The sequence below is a fragment of the Gordonia sp. PP30 genome (genome assembly GCF_023100845.1).
Lineage (GTDB): Bacteria > Actinomycetota > Actinomycetes > Mycobacteriales > Mycobacteriaceae > Gordonia.
Genome location: NZ_CP095864.1, coordinates 3,416,965 through 3,436,558, shown reverse-complemented (window position 1 = coordinate 3,436,558; position 19,594 = coordinate 3,416,965). Strand labels below are relative to the sequence as shown.

Annotated in this window: 20 protein-coding genes; 19 read left to right on the top strand and 1 reads right to left on the bottom strand. The window is 68.5% G+C overall.

The features are described 5' to 3' along the window. Position 1: 1 nt before the first annotated feature. The 8 genes from MYK68_RS15920 to MYK68_RS15885 all read left to right on the top strand — a co-directional run bounded on the left by MYK68_RS15920 (position 2) and on the right by MYK68_RS15885 (position 4,851). Positions 2-1,450: a phage major capsid protein gene (locus MYK68_RS15920; RefSeq protein WP_247864734.1), complete on the top strand. Its 1,449-nt coding sequence runs from the start codon at positions 2-4 to the stop codon at positions 1,448-1,450. Between the two features lie 70 nt (positions 1,451-1,520). Further along, a complete protein-coding gene (locus tag MYK68_RS15915) occupies positions 1,521-1,742 on the top strand; it encodes a hypothetical protein (RefSeq protein ID WP_247864733.1) in 222 nt (73 codons plus the stop codon). Further along, positions 1,739-2,263 carry a hypothetical protein gene (locus MYK68_RS15910; protein ID WP_247864732.1) on the top strand — a complete coding sequence of 175 codons (525 nt, stop codon included), beginning with the start codon at positions 1,739-1,741 and terminating at the stop codon, positions 2,261-2,263. The genes MYK68_RS15915 and MYK68_RS15910 overlap by 4 nt, the downstream gene beginning before the upstream one ends. A gap of 12 nt (positions 2,264-2,275) precedes the next feature. Then, positions 2,276-2,599 carry a hypothetical protein gene (locus MYK68_RS15905; protein ID WP_247864731.1) on the top strand — a complete coding sequence of 108 codons (324 nt, stop codon included), beginning with the start codon at positions 2,276-2,278 and terminating at the stop codon, positions 2,597-2,599. Then, entirely contained in the window at positions 2,599-2,931 is a 333-nt protein-coding gene (locus MYK68_RS15900) for an HK97 gp10 family phage protein (RefSeq protein ID WP_247864730.1), read from the top strand. The genes MYK68_RS15905 and MYK68_RS15900 overlap by 1 nt, the downstream gene beginning before the upstream one ends. Positions 2,932-2,998: 67 nt before the next feature. Further along, positions 2,999-3,448, top strand: coding sequence for a minor capsid protein (locus MYK68_RS15895; RefSeq protein ID WP_247864729.1), 450 nt, complete (start codon positions 2,999-3,001; stop codon positions 3,446-3,448). Between the two features lie 3 nt (positions 3,449-3,451). After that, positions 3,452-4,252 carry a phage tail tube protein gene (locus MYK68_RS15890; protein ID WP_247864728.1) on the top strand — a complete coding sequence of 267 codons (801 nt, stop codon included), beginning with the start codon at positions 3,452-3,454 and terminating at the stop codon, positions 4,250-4,252. Between the two features lie 29 nt (positions 4,253-4,281). Next, entirely contained in the window at positions 4,282-4,851 is a 570-nt protein-coding gene (locus MYK68_RS15885; protein WP_247864727.1) for a DUF7426 family protein, read from the top strand. Between the two features lie 336 nt (positions 4,852-5,187). Here the strand turns inward: MYK68_RS15885 and MYK68_RS15880 are convergent, their stop codons facing one another. Next, on the bottom strand, positions 5,188-5,577 hold the full coding sequence (locus MYK68_RS15880; RefSeq protein WP_247864726.1) for a hypothetical protein: 390 nt from the start codon (positions 5,575-5,577) through the stop codon (positions 5,188-5,190). A gap of 44 nt (positions 5,578-5,621) precedes the next feature. On the opposite strand from MYK68_RS15880, the gene MYK68_RS15875 reads away from it, so the two are divergent. From MYK68_RS15875 to MYK68_RS15825, 11 genes are all read left to right on the top strand, one after another. Further along, positions 5,622-10,796: a hypothetical protein gene (locus tag MYK68_RS15875; RefSeq protein WP_247864725.1), complete on the top strand. Its 5,175-nt coding sequence runs from the start codon at positions 5,622-5,624 to the stop codon at positions 10,794-10,796. Next, positions 10,793-11,599, top strand: a complete 807-nt coding sequence (locus MYK68_RS15870) for a hypothetical protein (RefSeq protein WP_247864724.1) — start codon at positions 10,793-10,795, stop codon at positions 11,597-11,599. The genes MYK68_RS15875 and MYK68_RS15870 overlap by 4 nt, the downstream gene beginning before the upstream one ends. Next, complete coding sequence (locus tag MYK68_RS15865; protein WP_247864723.1) at positions 11,596-13,149, top strand: Gp37-like protein; 1,554 nt, start codon at positions 11,596-11,598, stop codon at positions 13,147-13,149. Before MYK68_RS15870 ends, MYK68_RS15865 begins: the two co-directional genes overlap by 4 nt. A 77-nt stretch (positions 13,150-13,226) precedes the next feature. Then, a complete protein-coding gene (locus tag MYK68_RS15860) occupies positions 13,227-14,768 on the top strand; it encodes a hypothetical protein (protein ID WP_247864722.1) in 1,542 nt (513 codons plus the stop codon). Beyond that, the gene (locus tag MYK68_RS15855; RefSeq protein WP_247868079.1) at positions 14,768-15,013 is read left to right on the top strand and encodes a holin; all 246 of its coding nucleotides are present in this window, start codon (positions 14,768-14,770) and stop codon (positions 15,011-15,013) included. Before MYK68_RS15860 ends, MYK68_RS15855 begins: the two co-directional genes overlap by 1 nt. Then, positions 15,010-15,369, top strand: a complete 360-nt coding sequence (locus tag MYK68_RS15850) for a DUF2746 domain-containing protein (RefSeq protein ID WP_247864721.1) — start codon at positions 15,010-15,012, stop codon at positions 15,367-15,369. Before MYK68_RS15855 ends, MYK68_RS15850 begins: the two co-directional genes overlap by 4 nt. After that, positions 15,370-17,448 (top strand): hypothetical protein, encoded by a 2,079-nt coding sequence (locus MYK68_RS15845; RefSeq protein ID WP_247864720.1) that lies wholly within the window; start codon positions 15,370-15,372, stop codon positions 17,446-17,448. It begins immediately after the preceding gene. Between the two features lie 9 nt (positions 17,449-17,457). Next, complete coding sequence (locus MYK68_RS15840) at positions 17,458-17,787, top strand: DUF7572 family protein (RefSeq protein WP_247864274.1); 330 nt, start codon at positions 17,458-17,460, stop codon at positions 17,785-17,787. Further along, positions 17,774-18,841, top strand: coding sequence for a glycine-rich domain-containing protein (locus tag MYK68_RS15835; RefSeq protein ID WP_247868147.1), 1,068 nt, complete (start codon positions 17,774-17,776; stop codon positions 18,839-18,841). The genes MYK68_RS15840 and MYK68_RS15835 overlap by 14 nt, the downstream gene beginning before the upstream one ends. Continuing rightward, positions 18,820-19,083 (top strand): hypothetical protein, encoded by a 264-nt coding sequence (locus tag MYK68_RS15830; protein WP_247864719.1) that lies wholly within the window; start codon positions 18,820-18,822, stop codon positions 19,081-19,083. The genes MYK68_RS15835 and MYK68_RS15830 overlap by 22 nt, the downstream gene beginning before the upstream one ends. Continuing rightward, the gene (locus MYK68_RS15825) at positions 19,083-19,478 is read left to right on the top strand and encodes a hypothetical protein (protein ID WP_247864718.1); all 396 of its coding nucleotides are present in this window, start codon (positions 19,083-19,085) and stop codon (positions 19,476-19,478) included. Before MYK68_RS15830 ends, MYK68_RS15825 begins: the two co-directional genes overlap by 1 nt. The last annotated feature ends 116 nt before the right edge of the window (positions 19,479-19,594 follow it).

Sequence of the window (19,594 nt, the reverse complement as noted above, 5' to 3'; positions counted from 1 at the left end):
CATGACCGTCGCACTCACCCACCAGCAGGCCATCAACCGCGAGAAGGACATCCAGGACGAACTGGAGCGGCTGAAGGGCAAGAAGGACAAGACCCCCGCGGACCACCAGAAGGTGCCCGAGCTCCTCGACGAGTTCCGCGAGGTGCACGCGCACCGCCTGGACCTGGAACACGACGCGGCACTGGCCGAGGTGCGGTCGGCCGCCGAAGCGCCCACCGAGCGCGGCGAGCCGCGGGAGGACGGCACGCAGATCATCGACCGCGACCGGTCCGCGGGTCCGGCGTTCGTCGGGAAGTTCCGCAACCCGTGGGACACCTCCACCGTTCGTTTCGGTCACCCGGGAGCCGAGTCGGAGCTGCGTCACCGCGCCGAGGACGCCATCGAGCGCATGCCGTACGCGTCGGACAAGGTGCGTGAGGCCGCAGCCCGGTTCGTCGAGCGTGACGACTCGACCGCGATGGCCGAGCAGCTCCTCGCGTCGTCGAGCCCCGAATACTCGCGGGCGTTCACCAAGATCGTCCGCCATCAGGGGCAGGTCGCGGCACTGACCGGCGACGAGCAGGCCGCCCTCCAGCGTGCGATGGCGATCGGCACCGACAGCGCCGGCGGCTACCTGGTGCCGTTCCAGCTCGACCCGACCGTCATCCTGACCGCGAACGGCAGCTTCAACCAGGTGCGGCAGCTCGCGCGCGTCGTGACCGCCACCGGCGACAAGTGGCACGGCGTCTCGTCGGCCGGCGTCACCGGATCGTGGGACGCCGAGGGCGATCAGGTGTCCGACGATTCGCCGACCCTGGCGCAGCCGGAGATCCCGGTCTTCAAGGGCCAGATGTTCGTCCAGGCGAGCTTCGAGGCCATCCAGGATGCCGCGAACCTCGCGCAGGAGATCGCGACCATGTTCGCGTTCGAGAAGGACCGCATGGAGTCGATCGCTTTCGTGACCGGTTCGGGTACCGGGCAGCCGAAGGGTGTCGTCACCGCGGTCGCCGCGAACGCGCCGTCGGTCATCGACACCGCGGCCGTGTCGACCCTCGCCGTCGGCGACGTCTACAAGCTCGACGAGTCGCTGCCCGCACGCTGGGCGGCCAACGGTTCGTGGCTCGGTCACCGCGCCATCTACAACAAGTTGCGGCAGTTCGACACCAACGGCGGCAGCGCTCTGTGGGGCCAGCTCGCCGAGAGCCGCAAGGCTGAACTGCTCGGCCGCCCCGACTACGTCGCCGAGGCAATGGCCGGCGCGGTCGCGGACGAGGCGAAGGTGCTGCTGTTCGGCGACTTCTCGAACTATGTGATCGCCGACCGGATCGGCACCACCGTCGAGTACGTGCCGAACTTGTTCGGCGCGAACGGCCGCCCGACCGGTCAGCGCGGCTGGCTGGCGCACTTCCGCACCGGCGCCGACGTCGTCAACCCGGGCGCCTTCCGGCTCCTCCAGATCAAGAAGGCGTGACCCTGTCGGCGGCCCGCACCACCATGCGGGCCGCCGCACACGCCCCCCACAGAGCGAAGGAGACCCACCAATGCAGTACCGCTGCATCAACGCATTCGCGTACGGGGACCGCGTCGTCGCCGGCGGAACCCTGGTCGATGAGGGCGACCCGATCCTCGAATCCCACCCGGCGCTGTTCGTCGCGGTCGCCGAACCGGCGGCACCGGGCACGGAAACCGCGGACACCGTGGTGCTGCGCACGTCGCGCCGGCCGGGCCGACCGAAGAAGACCCCGGAGCCCGAAGAGTCGTGATCGACTTCTCAGGTCTGCCGCCACTCATCCCGGAAGACACCGTGCCGGACACCGACCCGGCGATACTCGCCTCGGTGTGCGAGGCCATCCGCGGATACTGCGGATGGCACATCGCGCCGGCCGTGACGCAGACCTTCACCATCGACTACTCGGGTAACCGTCTCGTACAGCTCCCGACACTGCACATGACGGCCGTCGAGTCGGTCGTCGACGCGGACGGCCAGCCGATCGCCGGGTACACGTGGTCTGAGCTCGGTGCACTTCGACGGGCGTCATGGCCGCAGGGATTCCGGGCGATCACCGCGACGATCACACACGGCCTCGACGCAGTGCCGCCCGCGATCATCTCGGTGGCCGGCGACATGATCGCCGACCTGGTCGCCGCGGCGGAGGGGCCGTCGGTCAGCCGGGTCTCGCTGGACAGCGCGACCGCTGACTTCGCGGCGCCATCAACGGATGTCGGTGTGCGCCGCCGGATTCAGTACGCGTACGGCCATATCCTGGGCAGGTACAAGCTGTGATCCGAGGCGGCCATGTCTGATCCGCTCGCGGTGTTCTTCACGCAGCCGCTCGGCGTGAAGCGCCTGACCGGGCGCGGCCCGTACGGCGACCAGCACGCCGCCGAGGTCACGATCTTGTGCCGGCTGAAGCATGAGCAGAAGCTGGTGCGGGACAGTTCGGGCGCGGAGGTGGTGTCGGTGTCGTCGGCGGCGATGGCTGTCGGGACCGCCGACATTCCGCCCGGATCGCTGGTGCAGGTGCCGGGGGATGAGGCGTGGCGGACGGTGATCGCCGCGGCGCGGCATATCGGCGGTTTCGACAAGAGTCCGGACTACTACTCGATCGAGATCGCCTGATGGCGTCGGTGGACGTCGATGACGGCTTCGGCGAGGTGGAGGCGGCGGTCGCTGATCGCGGCATGCGGGCGTTGCGTGCGGGCGCCGAGATCGTGCAGGCGCGGGCGCGGGAGCTGGCCCCCAAGAAGTCGGGGGCGCTGGCGGCGTCGATCCAGGTCACGGTGTCTGACGATGAGGCGGCGGTGCACACGTCGTCCCCGTATGCGGTCAAGCAGCACGAGAAGCTGGGATTCAAACACCCGAGTGGGCAGGCCAAGTACTTGGAGACGGCGCTGCTGGCGAATCAGAGCGACGTGCAGGCGGCTATCGCTGAGGTCCTGGACCTCTCCTGATCGTCGGGCGCGTCCTGGTGCCCTCCCCGGGCCGCGCCCGGCTTCCCACCCATGATCGGAGGTGCTGATGGCTGCCCGGATGCCGACGATCACCGATGTGCTCGACGCGCTCGCCCGGCGTCTTACTGAGGCCGGGGTCGCGGCCTACAGCCCGGACGGCGCCTACCCGACCACCCCGGCGGCGCCGCCGGTGTTCTTCGGGCAGCTGTACCCGACACCTGACTTGCAGGTCGCGATCAGCCACTACTGGACCGACCCGAACCCGATGACGCAGCGCGGGAATCCTACCGTGCGCGTCCAACTGCGGTGGCGCGGCGACAAGAACCCGACCACCGTCCACTCACTGGCAGACGCCGCCTACGCGGCGCTGCACACCATGACTCCCGGCCTGTGGCCGGGTGGCGTCCGCATCCTGTGGTGCTCACGCCAGCTCGTCGCCCCGATCGAACCCGACGCCAACGGGCGCTGGGAGCGGGCCGACTCCTACGAAATCCAATGCAACCCGATCGGAGCATGACCTATGCCTCTCCTCACCACGCCCGATAGCGGGCTGCTCGACACCATCCCCGCCGGCCTCTACGCCGTGCAGGTCCTGCCCAAGGGCACCGACCCCGCGACCGCCGTCGAATCGGACTGGCTTTTCGTCGCGGGCATCAAGAAGTTCGATCCCCAGTTCGATCCGCAGTCCGAGGACGATTCGGACATTCTGATGGGCGGATGGGCGTCCGAGGCCGGCACCTCCAACGGTCTGAAGGTCAGCGTTGAGGGCCTGTACAAGGGCGCCTCGGACTCGGGCGACTTCGTCCCGGATCCGGGCCTGACCGAACTGATCCAGGCTGGCCGCGGGATCGGCGATCGTGACATGGCGCGGCACTTCCGGTACTGCCGCCTCGACGGTATCGAGGACAACTACCAGGGCAAGTTCCTGTGCAAGGTGAAGCTGACCGGCGGCGACCCGAAGGAGCTGCAGAAGTTCGACGGCGAGCTGATCTGCAAGGGCAAGCCGACGAAGATCGCGGCGTTCGCCGTGCAGGCCGGGTCGTCGGCCGGGCCACTGTCGTACACCCTCGCCCTCGGCACTCCGTCGGCAGGTGACTTCACCCTCACGTTCCGTGGTGAGACCACCGCGCCGATCGCCTACAACGCCGCGGCGTCGGCGGTCAAGGCCGCGCTGGTGGCGCTCGACGACGGCTTCAAGGCGTCGGACTGGACGGTCACCGGATCGGCGGGCGGCCCCTACTCGATCGCCACGCCGAGCGGTGCGCTCACCGGTTCCGGGAGCGGCCTGACCGGCGGCGCGTTCGCGCTCACCCCGGCCTGACCGGTTCGTCGAGATAGGAGGGCTTCTCGATGACCGATGAGACCAAACCGGCCGGGAGGGCGTTCGCGGATCTCCGCGAGTTCCACGACCCGGATCTGCTGCTGACGATCAACGGCAAGACCTACCGCATCCCCAGCCCGTCCGCGTCGGAGGGGCTGAAGATTCGGCAGCTCTTCGCCGCCGAAATGATCGGCGACGCCACCGAGCTCGACCACATCGCGAAGATCCTCGGAGCCCAGTGGCAGCCCGACGTACAGCAGGTGCCGGTCCTCGACATCGTCACCGGTGATCCCGTCCTCGACGAGGCGGGGGAACCGGTGATCGAGGAACGCGACCTCGGGACGTGGTCGGGTGGGGTGTGGTCGGAGATGGACGCCGACGGCGTGTCGTGGGAAGAGATCATGCACGCCGGACGCACCGCCCTGATCGACGTCGGCATGGGCCGTGTCGTCGCGGAAACGCATTGGGTCGCGGGGATGGCGCCCGCGATGGATCTGCCCGAGATCGACGAGATCCCGGAGGATGATCCGGGAAACCCGCGTCCCGTCGAGCCGAATCGGGCGGCTCGGCGGGCGAAGAACAAGAAGAAGCACAAGTAGATTCGGCGCTTCGGCCATCACGGTACGGCGGCCTGTATGACCCCCGGCCGGGGGCGTACGGGGCGTCGGATCCGGGCGGCGGCGACTACAACCCGCGCACCGAGATCCGCGACTGGTGGGCCGACACGCCGGCCCCGGCTGACCCGCCGGAGACGGTGTACCGGCCGGTCACCCTCGCTGATGTCCTTAACGCGTGGGCGGCCGCCGAATGCGACCTCCACGAGGTATTCGGTGTCGACGTCGAGGATCACGCGTTGATGTCGGCGCGGTCCTGGCGGTGGCTGGAACTCCGTCTCCGCGACCTGATCGACCGAGGACCGCGCCTCGCTCTCGTGCTTAGGGCTTCATCGGCTTCTTGACCGTCAGGTATTGACCGGCCCGCCCACTCGACGGCGCGCCAGCTTCCCGAGCTGCGCGCTGGGCGGCGTTGCGTTCCATCTTCGCCCTAGCTTCATCTTGGGCGAGATCGACGGCCGATTTCGGGGGCGCAGTCCCGGACGGCACGTACGGCTGAGCATTGCCCATCTTGTTGTACGTGCCGCACTGCTGACACCACAGCTTCTTCTTCGTGAGCAGCGGAGCAGCAGCGCCGGCGATTCCGAATGTGAACACCGCGGCGGCCCCGCCGCCAACCTTCGCGCGAGTGGTGCGCTTCTCCGAGAAATTCGTGCCCCCGCACTTTGCGCAGTGGAATGCCCCGTCCTCGTCGATCTGTATGTCGTCCATGCCCGCAGCGTAGCCCGCTCACACCCAATCAGGAGGTGCGCTTCGTGACTCTTGTCGTCGGTACCCTCATGGCCCGTCTCGGGCTCGACGATTCCGGATTCAAGCAGGGCATGAACGGTGCCCGGCAGGAGTTTCAGGCGTCGGGGAAGAGTGCGGCGCAGATGGCCGCGCAGGTCGAGAAGTCTGCGGCGAAGGTGCAGTCGGCGCGTGCCGCCGAGCAGGCGGCCGCCGTCCGTGTCCGGGCGGCCGAGGAGAACCTGACCAAGGTCCGGCAGACCGCGAAGGCCGGATCCCTGGAACTCGCGCAGGCCGAAGCAAAACTGCAGTCGGCGCTGGCGTCGCAGAACTCGGCGAAGGTGCGTGCCACCCAGGCCACGCAATCCCTGTCGTCTGCGCAGCGTCAGCAGGCCGCCGCGGCGGCGCAGTCCTCGGCGGCAACGCAGAAGGCGACCGCGTCGACGAACCAGCTGGCGTCGGCGGCCACGAAGGCGCGCGGCACGCTCGCGGCGATGGGCGTCGGCTTCGGGATCGCCGCCGTCGTGAAGGGCATGACCGACGCCGTCGGCGCCGCCCGCGCTCTCGGCGCCCAGACGAACCAGATGAACGTGGTCTTCGGGTCCGGGCGCGGCCAGATCGAGGCGTGGGGCAAGTCCGCCGTCGACACCATGCGCATGAGCCAGCGGGAGGCGCAGGGCGCGGCGATCCAGTTCGCGGTGTTCGGCAAGGCGATGGGCCTGTCCGGGCAGCAGCTTGTCAATTTCTCCAAGGAGCAGACGAAGCTTGCCGCCGATCTGGCGTCCTTCCAGGGCATTCCGATCGCGGACGCTATCCAGGCGATGGGCTCGGCGTACGCCGGTGAGACCGAGACCATGCGCCAGTACGGCGTCCTGCTCGATGAGGCGTCCGTCAAGGAGGCCGTCTATACGGCTGGGATCGCAGCGCGCGGTACCGAGCTGACCGCTCAGCAGAAGGCGATCGGCACCTACCTGGTGATGCAGAAACAGCTCGCGCACGTCAACGGTGATGTCGAGCGGTCCAACGGGAAGTTCGGCGCGAGCCTGAAAACTCTAACCGCGCGGTTCGAGGAAACTCAGGCTGCTGTCGGCGGGAAGTTGATTCCCGTTGTTCAGCCGTTCGTCGACCTGCTCGCCGGGCCAGGCCTGAACGCGATCGAGGGGACCGCGGGCGCGATCGGCAAGGCTGCGGCGGCGTTCAACAGCCTGCCGGGGCCGGTGAAGGCGGCGCTCGCCGCGATCGTCGCCTACCACATCGCGCAGAAGGTCGCCGGAGATCAGATGGCGGGACTCGGCGCGAAGGTGTCCGGCGTCGGCCGCAGCTTCACCCAACTCGGCCAGACCGTCAATGTGCAGACGGCGCAGGGCACGGTGGCCATGGGCCGTTTCGGATCCGCGATCGGCAACATCGGCCGCCAGGTCCCAATCATCGCGCGCATGCAGACCGCCTTCGTCCAGGCAGCCGCCGGTGCCGACCGATTCCCTCGCTCGGCCGGCACCGCCGCAGCGGCGATGACCGGGATGCGTGGAGCTGCGACGGGGCTGATGGGTGCGCTCGGTGGGCCGTGGGGTATGGCGATCACCGGAGCAACCGCCCTGCTGACGATGTGGATCCAGAAGAAGAGCGAGGACAAAGCGAAGTCGGAGGAGGCCAAGGCCGCGACACAGGAATGGGCCGACGCGCTCCTCGAATCTGGTGGCGCGATCAACGCGAATCTGCGGCAGATGGCGTCGAAGAAGATCGCCGATACCGGCGCCTACGAGGCCGCGGAGAAGCTGGGGATCTCGCAGCAGGAACTCACCGAGAAGGTGCTCCAGGGCCGCGAAGCGTACGACTTGTGGTTCGCCACGATCCAGAAGAAGTACGGCGACGGAAACGGGCACGACAGCCAGCTTGCGGCGCTGACCGGCGACGTGCAGAAGCTCGCTACCACGGTCGACGATGGCCGTAGCAAGGCTGAGCAGATGGCGAAGGCCAACGGTGACATGTCGGTGTCGTTCGACAAGTCGAGTGCGGGTGCCGGAACCATGTCGAAGGCGATGGCCGAGTTCGAGGAGTCGACCGACGGTGCTGCGAGCAAGGTCGACAAGCTCGCCAAGGCGCTGTCGTCGCTGCAGGACGACAAGCTGACGCAGGAAGAAGCCCTACAGCAGTGGTCGGACGGCATGCGGGATCTCGCGAAGAGCTTCGACGAGGCGGGCGCGGCGTCGGTCAAGCTCGACGGCCACATCGACGTCACGACCGAGAAGGGCTCGAAGCTCCAAGACCAGCTCGTCTCCCAGGGCCAAGCGTACAGTCGGACCGCCGCGTCGGCGCTGGAGTATGCGCGAGCCCAGCACATGGGTCCGGCGGCTGCGCTCGACTACGTCACGGGCCAGCTCGTCGCACAGCGGAAAGCCTTCATCGACCAGGCCGTCGCTGCGGGGGTCAGCGCCGATACGGCGAAGAAGATGGCCGACGTCTACCTCGGTGTGCCGTCGGAGATCGCGACAAACGTCCAACTGCGGGGCGCAGATGCGGCCATCGAGAAGATGGGCCAGTTGAAGATCGCGGGCGCGCAGAAGCTCACGGCGCAATACACGGTCGTGGCGGACACGGCACAGGCTCGCAAGAAGCTCGACGAGATGAAGGTCAACTACAAGACCATCGACGGTCAACTCGTGATCGACCAGAAGGACGTCGATCGTGCGAAGAAGGCACTGAAAGAACTCGGGATCGAGACGACGAGCCTCCCGCCGGGCTACGTGGAGGTGACCGACACCAGCGCCGAGAATATGGACCGGCTGAAGAAGCTCGGGATCGAGGTCAAGACACTGCCGGGCGGCGTCATCGTTGTGGATGCCAACGACGCCGCCTTCTGGGACAAGGTCAACCGCGCACAGCAGCCGGGCGAGAAGAAGATCCTGATCACCCCGGAGATCAACTACGCCGCGAACTCGGCGGCGGTCGCCGCCCTCACCGGAAACCCCGCGCTCAGTGCGATCGCGGGCGCTGGATCGGCGAACGCTGACGGGTCGATCCGCGCGTACGCCGACGGCGCTGTGCGTCGCCCGGCCGGGGTGCCGTCCCTGCCGTCTGAGGCCGTCATCGAACCCGCCGGAGGTTCCGGGCTCGTGCGGTGGGCCGAGGCTGGTGCCGGGGCGTGGGAGGCGTTCATCCCCGGCAAGAAGACACCGCGGACGATCGCGATCCTCCGCGAATCGGCGCGACGCCTGGGCTACATGATCGCCCCGTACGCGCGTGCATACGCCAAGGGCGCTGTCGTCGACAGCAGCTACGGACTGCCGCCGGGCGGCGGCGGACCGTTCCCGGATTGGGTGCATTCTCTTGAATCGCAGTATGGGGTGAAGGCGTCGACGTACGCCGGACATCAGGAGTCGGACCGGCACGAGCCGGGATACGCGCCGAATCCGAACCACCTGAACCGGGGGATCGACTGGTCTGGGTCGGTCGATCATATGCAGCGGTTCGCCGAGCATCTGCTGTCGATCGCGCCGTCGAATCCTGGTGTGGAGCAGATCATATGGCAGAACCCGAACACAGGCCAGAAGATCGGATGGCACGGCCGCAGCCCGGACACCGACGGATCGTACTTCGCCAGTGACTATCCCGGGCACACCAATCATGTGCATTTGCGGGCGTCGTCGGACATCACCGGTGCTGGCGGTGTTGCTGCGGGTGGTGGCGTGAAGGATGTGACGCTCACTCGGGATTCGTCGCGTGAGGATGTGGCGCGCAAGATCATCGCGGAGGGACGCAAACGCGGCTACACCGACGACCAGATTCGGGCGGTCCTCGCGACCGCCGATCAGGAGTCCGGGCTGAAGCCGGACGCGGTCGGCGGCGGCGGGCAGTGGCACGGAATCTTCCAGCAGAGCTCGGCGTATCCGGGCCGTGACGACCCGAACACCAACATCACCGGCTTCTACGACAAGCTCGACGCGAACGACGGCAAGACCGGCGACATCTGGGAGAAGATCGTCGGCGTCCAGCAGCACGGCGGTGCTTACCAGGGCACCGCGGGCGATCAGCGGTACATGGGCGAGATCAAGTCGAAGGAGGATTCGGCGTCGAAGCTTCTCGCCGACCTCGGACCTGGCGTCGGCACCGGCGATCAGGGAGGTCTCGGCACGGGCGGCAGCGGGTCAGGGGCCCCCGTGTACGTCACGAACTGGCCGTCCAACTACGGCGGATCGGTGCCGTCCACGACGGGCGCGGGTGGCGGCGGGTCGACTGGATCGGACAGCGGTAGCGGTGGGGGGACTCGGCGGCTGCTGTTCACTCTCGGTGGCGGCTCGATCTACAACGGGAACCCGGACCAGCCGTCCACCGGGGGCGGCACGGGCGGCGGGAAGACGACGACCCCGAAGGCGTCGACAGCCGCGCAGGCCAAGGCCGCGGTCGAGAAGGCCCGGCGGGACCAGGCTGCCGCCGCGGAGAAGGAACGCATCGCCGAGATGAAGCTCGACGAGGTGCGCGCGAACCCGAAGGCGAAGCCATCCCAGATCGCCGCGGCCGAGCTGGCGGTGCAGCGCGCCAAGGACGCGAACACGACAGCCACCGACCGACTCCGGATCGCCGAACTCCGGCTGCAGGAGCTGCAGGGCGGCACGAAGTCGAAGCCGGCGGGGCCGACGGTGAAGCGCCAGAGCGGCGGCACGATCCCGGGGTCGGGGCGCGGTGACATCGTGCCGATGATGGGTGAGCCCGGCGAGGAGGTTATCCGGCGGAGCGTCGCGAGTAGGCCAGGCATTCGGGCGTTCCTGAAGCGCCTCAACGCCACTGGCCAGGTCCCGGAGTTTCACGCCGATGGCGGCACCGTCGGAGGTTTCGGGTCGGGATTCGGCGGCTACCAGGCGCCGGCCGTCGCGAAGGTCGGCCTGCTCGACCACAAGCCGGCGTACTGGCTGGAGCAGATGTACCGCCTCGGTGTCGCCGGGTACGGCGGGGCGGCGATGGCTGCGTCCGCGATCGGGACGGACGGCAGTTTCCAGGGATTCTCGACCGGCTCGTCGAGCTTCCCGATCCTCGACGACATCGCGAAGAAGCTCGACGAGGTCATCAAGGAGGGGCGGGTCGGGTCGATCGGGATCTACGTGGGTGACGGCGGGCAGATCGTCGTGGAGGACATGGGCAAGCTCCGCAAGAGTCAGGACGACGCGGTGCGGGACGCGATGATGCGGTCGGGGGCGATGCGGACGTGACGATCTCCTACTACCTGCTCGGGTGTCGCGGGGACCGCTTCGACCTGTGTGATCCGGTGTCGCCGATCCGGCTGGTCGATGATCCGGACGGATTGGAGGGCGCCCCGCACGATCCGGCGTACCAGGAGAACGTCAACCAGGGCGGGTCGTACTACAAGGGCCAGCAGGACAAGCCGAACGACATCAGTCTGCGGCTGCGGATCGGCGGCCACGACTACCCGGGCGACGCCGACGACCTGCACACCGCGGTCACCGCGTGGCGCCGGAACATCGGCGCCGGCCCGCAGGTCTCCGAACTCCATGTCGTCGACGACGTCATCGGCACCGATCGGTGGCAGTGGGTGCGGTACAACGGCCGCGACAACGGCATCCCCCGCGCCCGCCTCGCCGCTTTCGGATTCTCGGGTGTCTTCACGATGACGCTCACCTCGGACAGCTCGTGGTGGAACTCCGACCCGGTCGAGCTCGACGCCCTCACCGAGACGTCAGTGCACAACAGCGGATGGTTTGCGGCGTGGCCGCAGTGGGAGATCACCGGCCCCACCACCGGCCTGAAGATCGGCCTCGGCGGCGAGCAGATCACCCTGGCCGACCTCGCATCCGGGCAGTCGTACCGGATCGACACCGACCCGACATGCCCCCTGATCCACCGCGACGGCGTCGACGCGTGGGCCGCGGCGGCCGGCCGGCAGTCCTTCCGGACACCCGCAGCCCCCGAGGCCGACACGGCGGTCACGGTCACCGGGTCCGCCGCCACGGTGACGCTGGTGCTGCCGCAGCAGTACGGGGCGGCGTTCGGATGACGGTCATCCTCGGCGCGCGCCGGCCGCGCGACCCCGACACGGCGCTGTTCGACATCGAGATCAACACCCGCAACGATTTGGACGCGTCGGGGTGGCGGCCGTTCGGCGCGTATCAGCGGTGCAAGGTCCAATGGGCGTGGGGGATCCCCGCGGTCGCGGAGATCCAGATCGCGAAGACGCACGACATGGCGCCGGTCGTCATGCAGTGCCGTCGCCGCATCGTCTCGGTGGTGATCACCGACAACGGTGTTCGCTGGGATGGCCGGGTGATGGGTGCCCGCTACCAGGGGCGGCCCGGTCAGGAGATCGTCACCGCCTACCTGGTGAACAACCTGATCTGGCAAACCAGCGCGCTCGCGTGGCCGCAGCCGTTGTTTCCGCGACCGGAATTCCAATTCCCGAAACACGATATTGCGTTCGGCCCATTGGACGGCGTCTACAAGTATTTCTCGGCGAAGAATTTCACGCGGATGGGTCGTCCCGTCTATGCGAAACTGCCGATCAAATACGATGTGCCGTCACTGCCGGACCTTAATTCGATGCAGTCGATCGATGATGTCCTCGACTACATTGCCGACTCTACCGACGATCTGATCGCGGCGTGGGCGCGGATGACGCAGCTCGACGAGCTGCACAAGACGCACTTCGACAACGCCGAGCGCGCCCCGATCATCAACCTGCACCGCCCCGGGATCGACCCCGACCCCGGGCAGGTCTTCAACGCAGAATCCCTCGGCCACCTGGAGAACATCATCTCATGGGAGGGCTTGGAGCACTTCTTCTACTTCCTCAACCCTGGCAATGTCCTCGGCCTCGCGAACCCGTCGAACTGGCTGCATGCGACGAAGCCCTGCTACGTCCTCGACACGATGGGGAAGCGGGACCGGCTGCACATGGAATGGCGCACCGACGGCGGCGCCATCATCGACATCGAGCGCTACGTCACCCACCCCGAGGGGTACCAGGTCATCGTCGGCGGAAAAGCGCCGGAGATCGCGAACAACGTCACGCAAATGGCGATCAACCTACTCATTCAGGGCGCGATGTCGGCATTGCAGATCGGCGGCGCGGCCCCGGTCGTCGGTGACCTCTTCAACGACATCTTCTTCGCCTACAACCTTTTCGAGGATGCCGACCTGAAAGCCGAACTCGGCGCGCACGCACTCGGCGAGAAATTCGCCAACACCGGCACCGCTTTCTCTCTCGACGCGCTCGCCGCGGGCACGTCGAAGCTGAAGGAGATCGGCGGCCAAGACACCCTGAAGCTGACCGTCCTCGCCGGGGCCGGCGGATACGAGCACGGCGTCGACGACGGATCCGGGAGGCGCTTCCAGGTCGGCGACCGCATGACCTTCACCGACACCGATTTCGGGACGTCGGTGGAGCAGTGGGTGTCGTCGGTGGAGCGCGAGCACACCCCGGGTCAGCAGAAGACGACCACCGTCACCCTCGGCGACGACATGCAGCTGCGGTCCGGCTGGGACCGCGTGATCTCGAAGATCGGCCTGCTCGCCGGCGGCGTCAACGCCATCGCCAACTCCACCACCTGATCTATCTGCTCTCACAGCCCGCCCAGACCAGATAGCCATGCCGCGGCGCAGGGCTATCGCGCATACAGGAGTCGCCCGTGTACAGAACCAAGGACCAGGTCGCGCAGGAGATCATCGCGGAGGGCCGCCGTCAGGGCGTTTCGCGTCGGGGGATTGTAATCGCGCTCGCTGTCGGGCTGGTCGAATCGAATCTCGTCGTCTACGCCAACGCTAAGGTGCCCGGGTCTCTCGCGCTACCGCACGACGCCGTCGGATCGGACGGGATGTCCGTCGGACCGCTCCAGCAGCAAGTCCGCCAAGGCCCGACCGGCGAGTGGTGGTGGGGTCCGGTCGACGTCTGCCAGGACCCGACCGGCTCAGCGCGGCTCTTCTTCGCGGCGCTCCGGTATCCCGCCTACGACTCCGCGACCACCGACGCCGCGGCCGGCGCGATCGCCCAGGCCGTCCAGAAGTCGGCCTATCCCGACCGCTACGCCGCGCGCATGGGCGACGCCCGCACCATCTACGACCGGCTGACCGCCGACACATCGACCACAGGAGGTACCGCCATGCCCAAACCCGACTTCGCCTACCACGAGGAGCTGTGCCAGTCGCGGTCGTCGCGGCAGGGCGCACGCGTCGTGTACGCGCTCGGCCACACACAGGAAGGCGACGGTACCGCGCTGTCGCTGGCCGATTACCTGTCCGACCCGTCGCACGATGCGAGCTACCACTACGCGATCGACAATTCGACGCTGGTGGCGGTCGTGGACACCGACTACGGATCCTGGTCGGTGCTCGACGCGAACCGCAGCTCGATCAATTTCTGTTTCGCCGGGTCGCGGGCGTCGTGGACCCGTCAGCAGTGGATCGACAAGATGCGCAACGGCATCCGGATCGCCGCGTGGGCGATCGCGGAGGACGTCAAGAAGTACCCGTACATCAACGCGAATATCGTGCAGGCGCGGCCGTACCCGAAGGGGAATGTGCCGTGCGTCGCCGACCACTACTTCGTCACGAAAGTGCTGGGGATCGGCAATCACACCGACCTCGGGCCAGGATTCCCGATGGACCTCCTCGAAGCTGATCTGCGCCTGTACCTCGGCACGACGCCGGCGGCGCCGGTGGTGAATCGGATCAACGAGACTGCCGCCGCCGCGCCGTGGCTCGGCGCTCGCGTCAAGACCGGGTTCGAGGACTCGGTCGGCGAGGTCCGCACCCCCGATCATCAGGGCCGGTTCGCGAAATTCGAGCACGGCTACGTGTACTGGCACCCCCGCACCGGCGCGGTCGCGGTACCCAACGCGATCTTCGAGACGTGGGCCGAGCACGGCTACGAACTCGGCCCGCTCGGCTACCCGACGACCGCGTACACCGAGCTGGCGGCCGGCGTCGTGCAGGCATTCGAGGGCGGCGTCATCTACCGGAAGACCGGCGCCGAGCGCGGCTTCTACGTGCACGGGATCATCGGCGCCCGCTGGGCACACGACGGCTACGAGAACGGTCCGCTCGGCTGGCCGACGTCGGACGAGTACGACCGGCCAGACGGCGGGCGCGGCCAGGACTTTGAGCATGGTCGCCTCGAATGGGATCCGTCCGGGGCTGTGATGTCCAGCGCGGTGAAGGTGGTGGCCGCGTGATGTGGACGAGACGCTTCTGGCAGGACCTCGCGGACCGCGCGGTCCGAACGTTCGCGCAAGCCCTTCTCGGTGTTTTCGTCGCCGGGCAGACCGTCATGACGATCTCGTGGCCGGCGGTGCTCGCTACGGCGGGGACCGCGGCGGCGGTGTCGGTGCTGACGTCGATCGCGCTGCCCGGCCCGGTCGGCGGCCGAGATGCGGAGCCGTCGTACGTCGGCGAGCACCGGCGGGACGATTCCGAGTGATCACTACGGGGCCGGCGCACATCAGCAACTGGTGGGAGGCGGTCGTCTGGACGTTGATCGGTTTCGCGTTGGCGGTCGGCGCCGGATCCGGGATGGTTGGCGCCTACCACGCTCGCCGGAACGGTGCGGCGACGGACGCGGTGCGGGAGCAGGTGGAGAACACTCATGACTCGAATTTGCGCGATGACTTGGATCGGCATGAACGGAAGCTCGATTCGGTCGACACGAAGGTGGACGAGCTGGCGGGATGCGTGAAAGCGCTGTCACGGCAGATGGAGTCGGCGATGCGCGAGTTGCGTGCGCAGATGGCGCGGCAGGACGCGATCGCCGCCAAGCACCACCCAGAGGACATGTAGATGGCCGGCCCCGTCTCGGCGAATGGGACGCCGTGGAATCAGCTTCCCGGGGCGACGGGTGGTGTGCGCACGCATTTGACGCCGCGGCCGACGCCCCAACTCGCGTTTCTGGAGCAGATTTTCCTGACGCCGTTTGCGCGGATCGCTGCTGGTCTGACGGGTGGTGATCCGAAGGACTGGGACACGATCGACGAGATCATCGACAACATCGTCGGCGCGCTCGGCGTGGATTTCGGCGAGTTGTTGGCGGCGTTGCGGGGCGAGTATGCGGGTGGGGATCCGATCCTTGCGGGGATCCAGGCGTGGGCGGGCGGGCTCGGCGGGCTGGTCGACGCGATCGCGTCGTTCGCGAAGGTCGACCTGTCGCGGCTGACCAGCTCGCCCCGCGCTCTGCTCGCCGCTGGCAGCTTCGACGCGCCGGAGACGATCGTGGCGGGGTCGGGCTGGGCGTGGGACGAGGCTGTGTTCCGGACGGTGGCGCCCGGGATCCCGGCGGGCTCGGCCCGTTTCGACTGCGCCGGCACGCGCGGCCTGCGCCTGTCGGACCCGGAGGCGGAGATCGACCCGGGTGAGGTGACGGCGCTGGAGGCGTGGGCGTCGTGGCGGGATGTCGTGTCCGCGGGCGGCCGGGTGCGGCTGCTGGTGCGCTGGTACGACTCGGCGCGCACGGTGATTGGGGAAACCGAGGTCGCGTCGACGGTAGCGGCTGGAACTGCGGACTGGACGAAACTCGCAGGCACTGCGACGGGCCCGGCCGGGTGCGTCGCGGGCCGGGTGCTGCTGCGCGTGGACGAGGAGTGCTCGGCCGGGTCGGTGTGGGTTGATGATGTTGCGTGGACGTCGACGCGGCAGTCGCTTCCGCAGGAGTGGATTTCGGGGCTGACCGCGGCCCTGTCCGCGCTGGGCGCTGATGTCGCGGCGGCGTTGGGCTGGATCAAGTCGCTCATCGAGAAACTGACCGGCCGCGCGCGCACCGAGATCACCGACGCGCTCGCCGACGCGCAGGAGTTTGCGGCGCAGTTGAAGACGATCCTCGGTGGTGGGTCGGTGTCCTCGCCGCTGCCGACGCTGGCGGGGTCGTCGATCGCGACGATCAAGACGATGTTGCAGCAGATCGCGGACATTCTGAACGGTCTCGTGGTGACCCCGGTCAACAGCGCGGTGTCGGGGGTCAAGGACTGGTTCGCCAGCTTGCTGGGGTGGCAGTCGGCCACGACGTCGAGCGTGTCCACCGCGCAGTCGACGGCGAACGCGGTGCAGGCGGGCATCGTGGAGGGTTGGGCTGGTGGATCACCGAGCGGCGCCGACCAGGATGTGTTCGACACGATGGGCGCAATCCGCGCGTTAGTTGGTGGCGACGGATACACCCGGGTGAACATCACGTCCTCAACGACGTGGACGAAGCCAGCGGGAACCACTGAGGTGATCGTGGTGGGGATCGCATCTGGTGGCAACGGTGCCGCCGGGGGCGATGGGGGTGGTGCCGGTGGCCTCGGCGGGGGACACAAGGTGCAGGCGCTGGATGCAGGCGCCTTCACTTCGCTTCACGTCACGGTCGGCGTATCTGGCCAGGCGACGCAATTCCGCTCGAATGGCCCGAGTGGGCCAGTCTTGATGGAAGCGATTCCTGGTGGCGCTGGCGCTATGGCGACGCAATTCGGGTATACGGGGAGCAACTCGCAGGCCGGTAATGGCGGTGCCGGGGGTGCTGGTGCAGGAAGCGGTGGGGGTCCTACTGCGGGATATTCGGGATCGGCTTCGGCTGCTGCGGCTGGCGGCGGGGGCGGAACAGCTGGCACTGTCGGCGTATCGGGCCGGGATGGCGGCCCAGGCACCGCCGGATCGAACGCTGGTGGGCAAGTGCCCTGTGGCGGTGGGGGTGCCGGAGGCGGTGGAGGTGGCGGAATTGTCAATGTGACATTCGCGACGGGGAAGAACGGCGGCCAGGGTGGTGCGGGCGGGTTTCCTGGTGGCGGAGGTGGCGGCGGTGGCGGCCGAGGCACTGCCGGATACGGCAACGGCACATCCGGATCCGGTGGTGCTGGTGGCGCCGGCCTCGGGATCATCTTCTACCGGTAGGACACAACCATGACTGAACTCATCGCGGAATCACTTCCGCAGTTCGCGCCGGCCACCAACCTGTACCGACTCGGTGACGGGCGGTATGTCCTCGTCACAGTCCCCGCCGACGCCATGCCAGTACCCGAGGGCGTTCTGCCGATCGTGTCCGGCTTCAAAGTCGCCCGCGTGGAGCCCGCCCCGACTGAGGTGTTCCTCGCCGACGAGTACGGCACACCGATCGACGCGGACGGTGATCCCGCTAACGGCATGACGCCGCTGCTGCGCTGCGCACCGGGCACGACGCACGAGGAGGCGCTCGCGCAACTCGGCGCGGAGGTGACCGGTGACGTGGACTGACATCGAGCCCGCGCCCCGCCACCCGCGTGGCTGGATCGACCCGGCGACACCGATCGAGCCACCCGCGCCGGTGCTGGGCTGGGTGCCGGTCGAGCACCGGCGGATCGTCGAGACCATGCTGGCCCGTGACACCGCCGCGGTCCGGGCGCGCCCCCGTGTGGTCGACCGGGCGCTGGCCCGCGACACCACAACCGTGGTGCTGGCTGATCCGCTGCGCGTCGTCGAGCGGGCCGTCTCCGCGGACCGGTGCGTGGCGCTTCCCCGGCTGCGAGGCGAGCAGCGGGCGCTCACCCAGGACCGCGGCCGGGTCGGCCTGCACCCCGCCGAGATCCTGGTGGCCGCCGACCGCGGCGCGGCACGCCTGGGCGTGATGGCGCCGCGCGTGCAGGCACTCGCCGCCGACCGGGGAATCGCCCGGCCTCGCCTGGCCGGCACCACGATCACGGTGGCCCGTGATTCTGGCACGGGCGGGTTCACCTCCCAGGCCGCGGTGCTGGTGCCGGTCACCGCGTCGAGCACCATCGCGATCCCTGTGTGGTGCCGGTGGATCGACGTCGTCTGCCTGGGCGCCGGTGGTGGCGGCGCCGCCGGCGCGCAGGGCTTTCCCGGCGGCGACGGGAACGGCGGACCGGCTGGCGGGTGGGCGGCGGTGCGGTGGGATCGCGGCGCCGGCCGCAACCTGTGGCACCAGCTCCAGGTCACGATCGGCGCAGGTGGCAGCGGTGGACCGCAACCGGGCGGCGCGGGCGGCGCTGGCGGGTCGACGATCGTGCAGGCCCGTACCCCGGCAGGCGCCGTATCCGGTGTGGCGTTGTCTGGTGCGGGTGGTGCGGGCGGGTCCGGTCAGTCCATCGGTGGCGGCGTCTCCGGCGCCCAGACCGGAAAAGCGCCCGGCAACTACAGCTTCCAGGGGATCACGGCGTCGGGCGGCGGCGAGAACGGCGGCACTCCCGGAGGCGGTGGACGCGGCGGTGGCGGCAGCTTCTGGCCGGCCACACCCGGATCGGGCTCGACGGGCGCAAGGGGGCAAGCGTGGCTGATGTTCTCGATGTGACCCTGGAAGACCCGCCAGACGGCCAGTGGTGGCCGCAGCGATTCGCCGCCGATGTCGACTGGTGCGATGACCGCGGTGCCGCTTGGCGCGCGGTCACCAACTACCCGAAGCTACAGGCGCGGCGCCGCGGCGACGTCCTCGACCTACGCACCATCGGCACCACCGACATCCACTCCTACGACCTCGCTCTGACCGCGATCAGCGGCCAGAGCTTCTACATCGCCACCGAAAGGACAGACTGATGGCCAACACAGACTGGACCAACGCCGAACGCCGCGCGGGGTGCGCGGCACTGACCGCACTCCGCAACATCATCGGATTGCGTACTTCGACCGGCGCCCTCGTCAAGAGCGGCACCACACCCGTCTCAGGCACCACCACGTGGAGCACGCCCGCCGACTACGTCGACTCCGGAATCACCTGGGCACGCTCGGTCGGCTCCACCGTGCCCCTGGTGATCCCGGCCGGTGCCGTCGCGGCGGGCACCATCATCACCGAGTACGCGTTCCTCGACAGTGCCGGCACGTCGGGGACGGCGGTCCGATGGCGGGCACTCCCGGTCTCCCTCACCATCAACGACGCCGGCCAGAGCATCCCGCTCGACGTCACCCCGGAACTGTGGTTCCGCGGCGACTGACCTCGCTTCCACGCTATCGTCGACCGCAGCGGCCCCGCCCCAGACTCATCCCCCGAGTCAGGCGGGGCCGCTTTCCGCATCGGTCAGGGGATAGCAGGAACGCCCCGACCGCGATG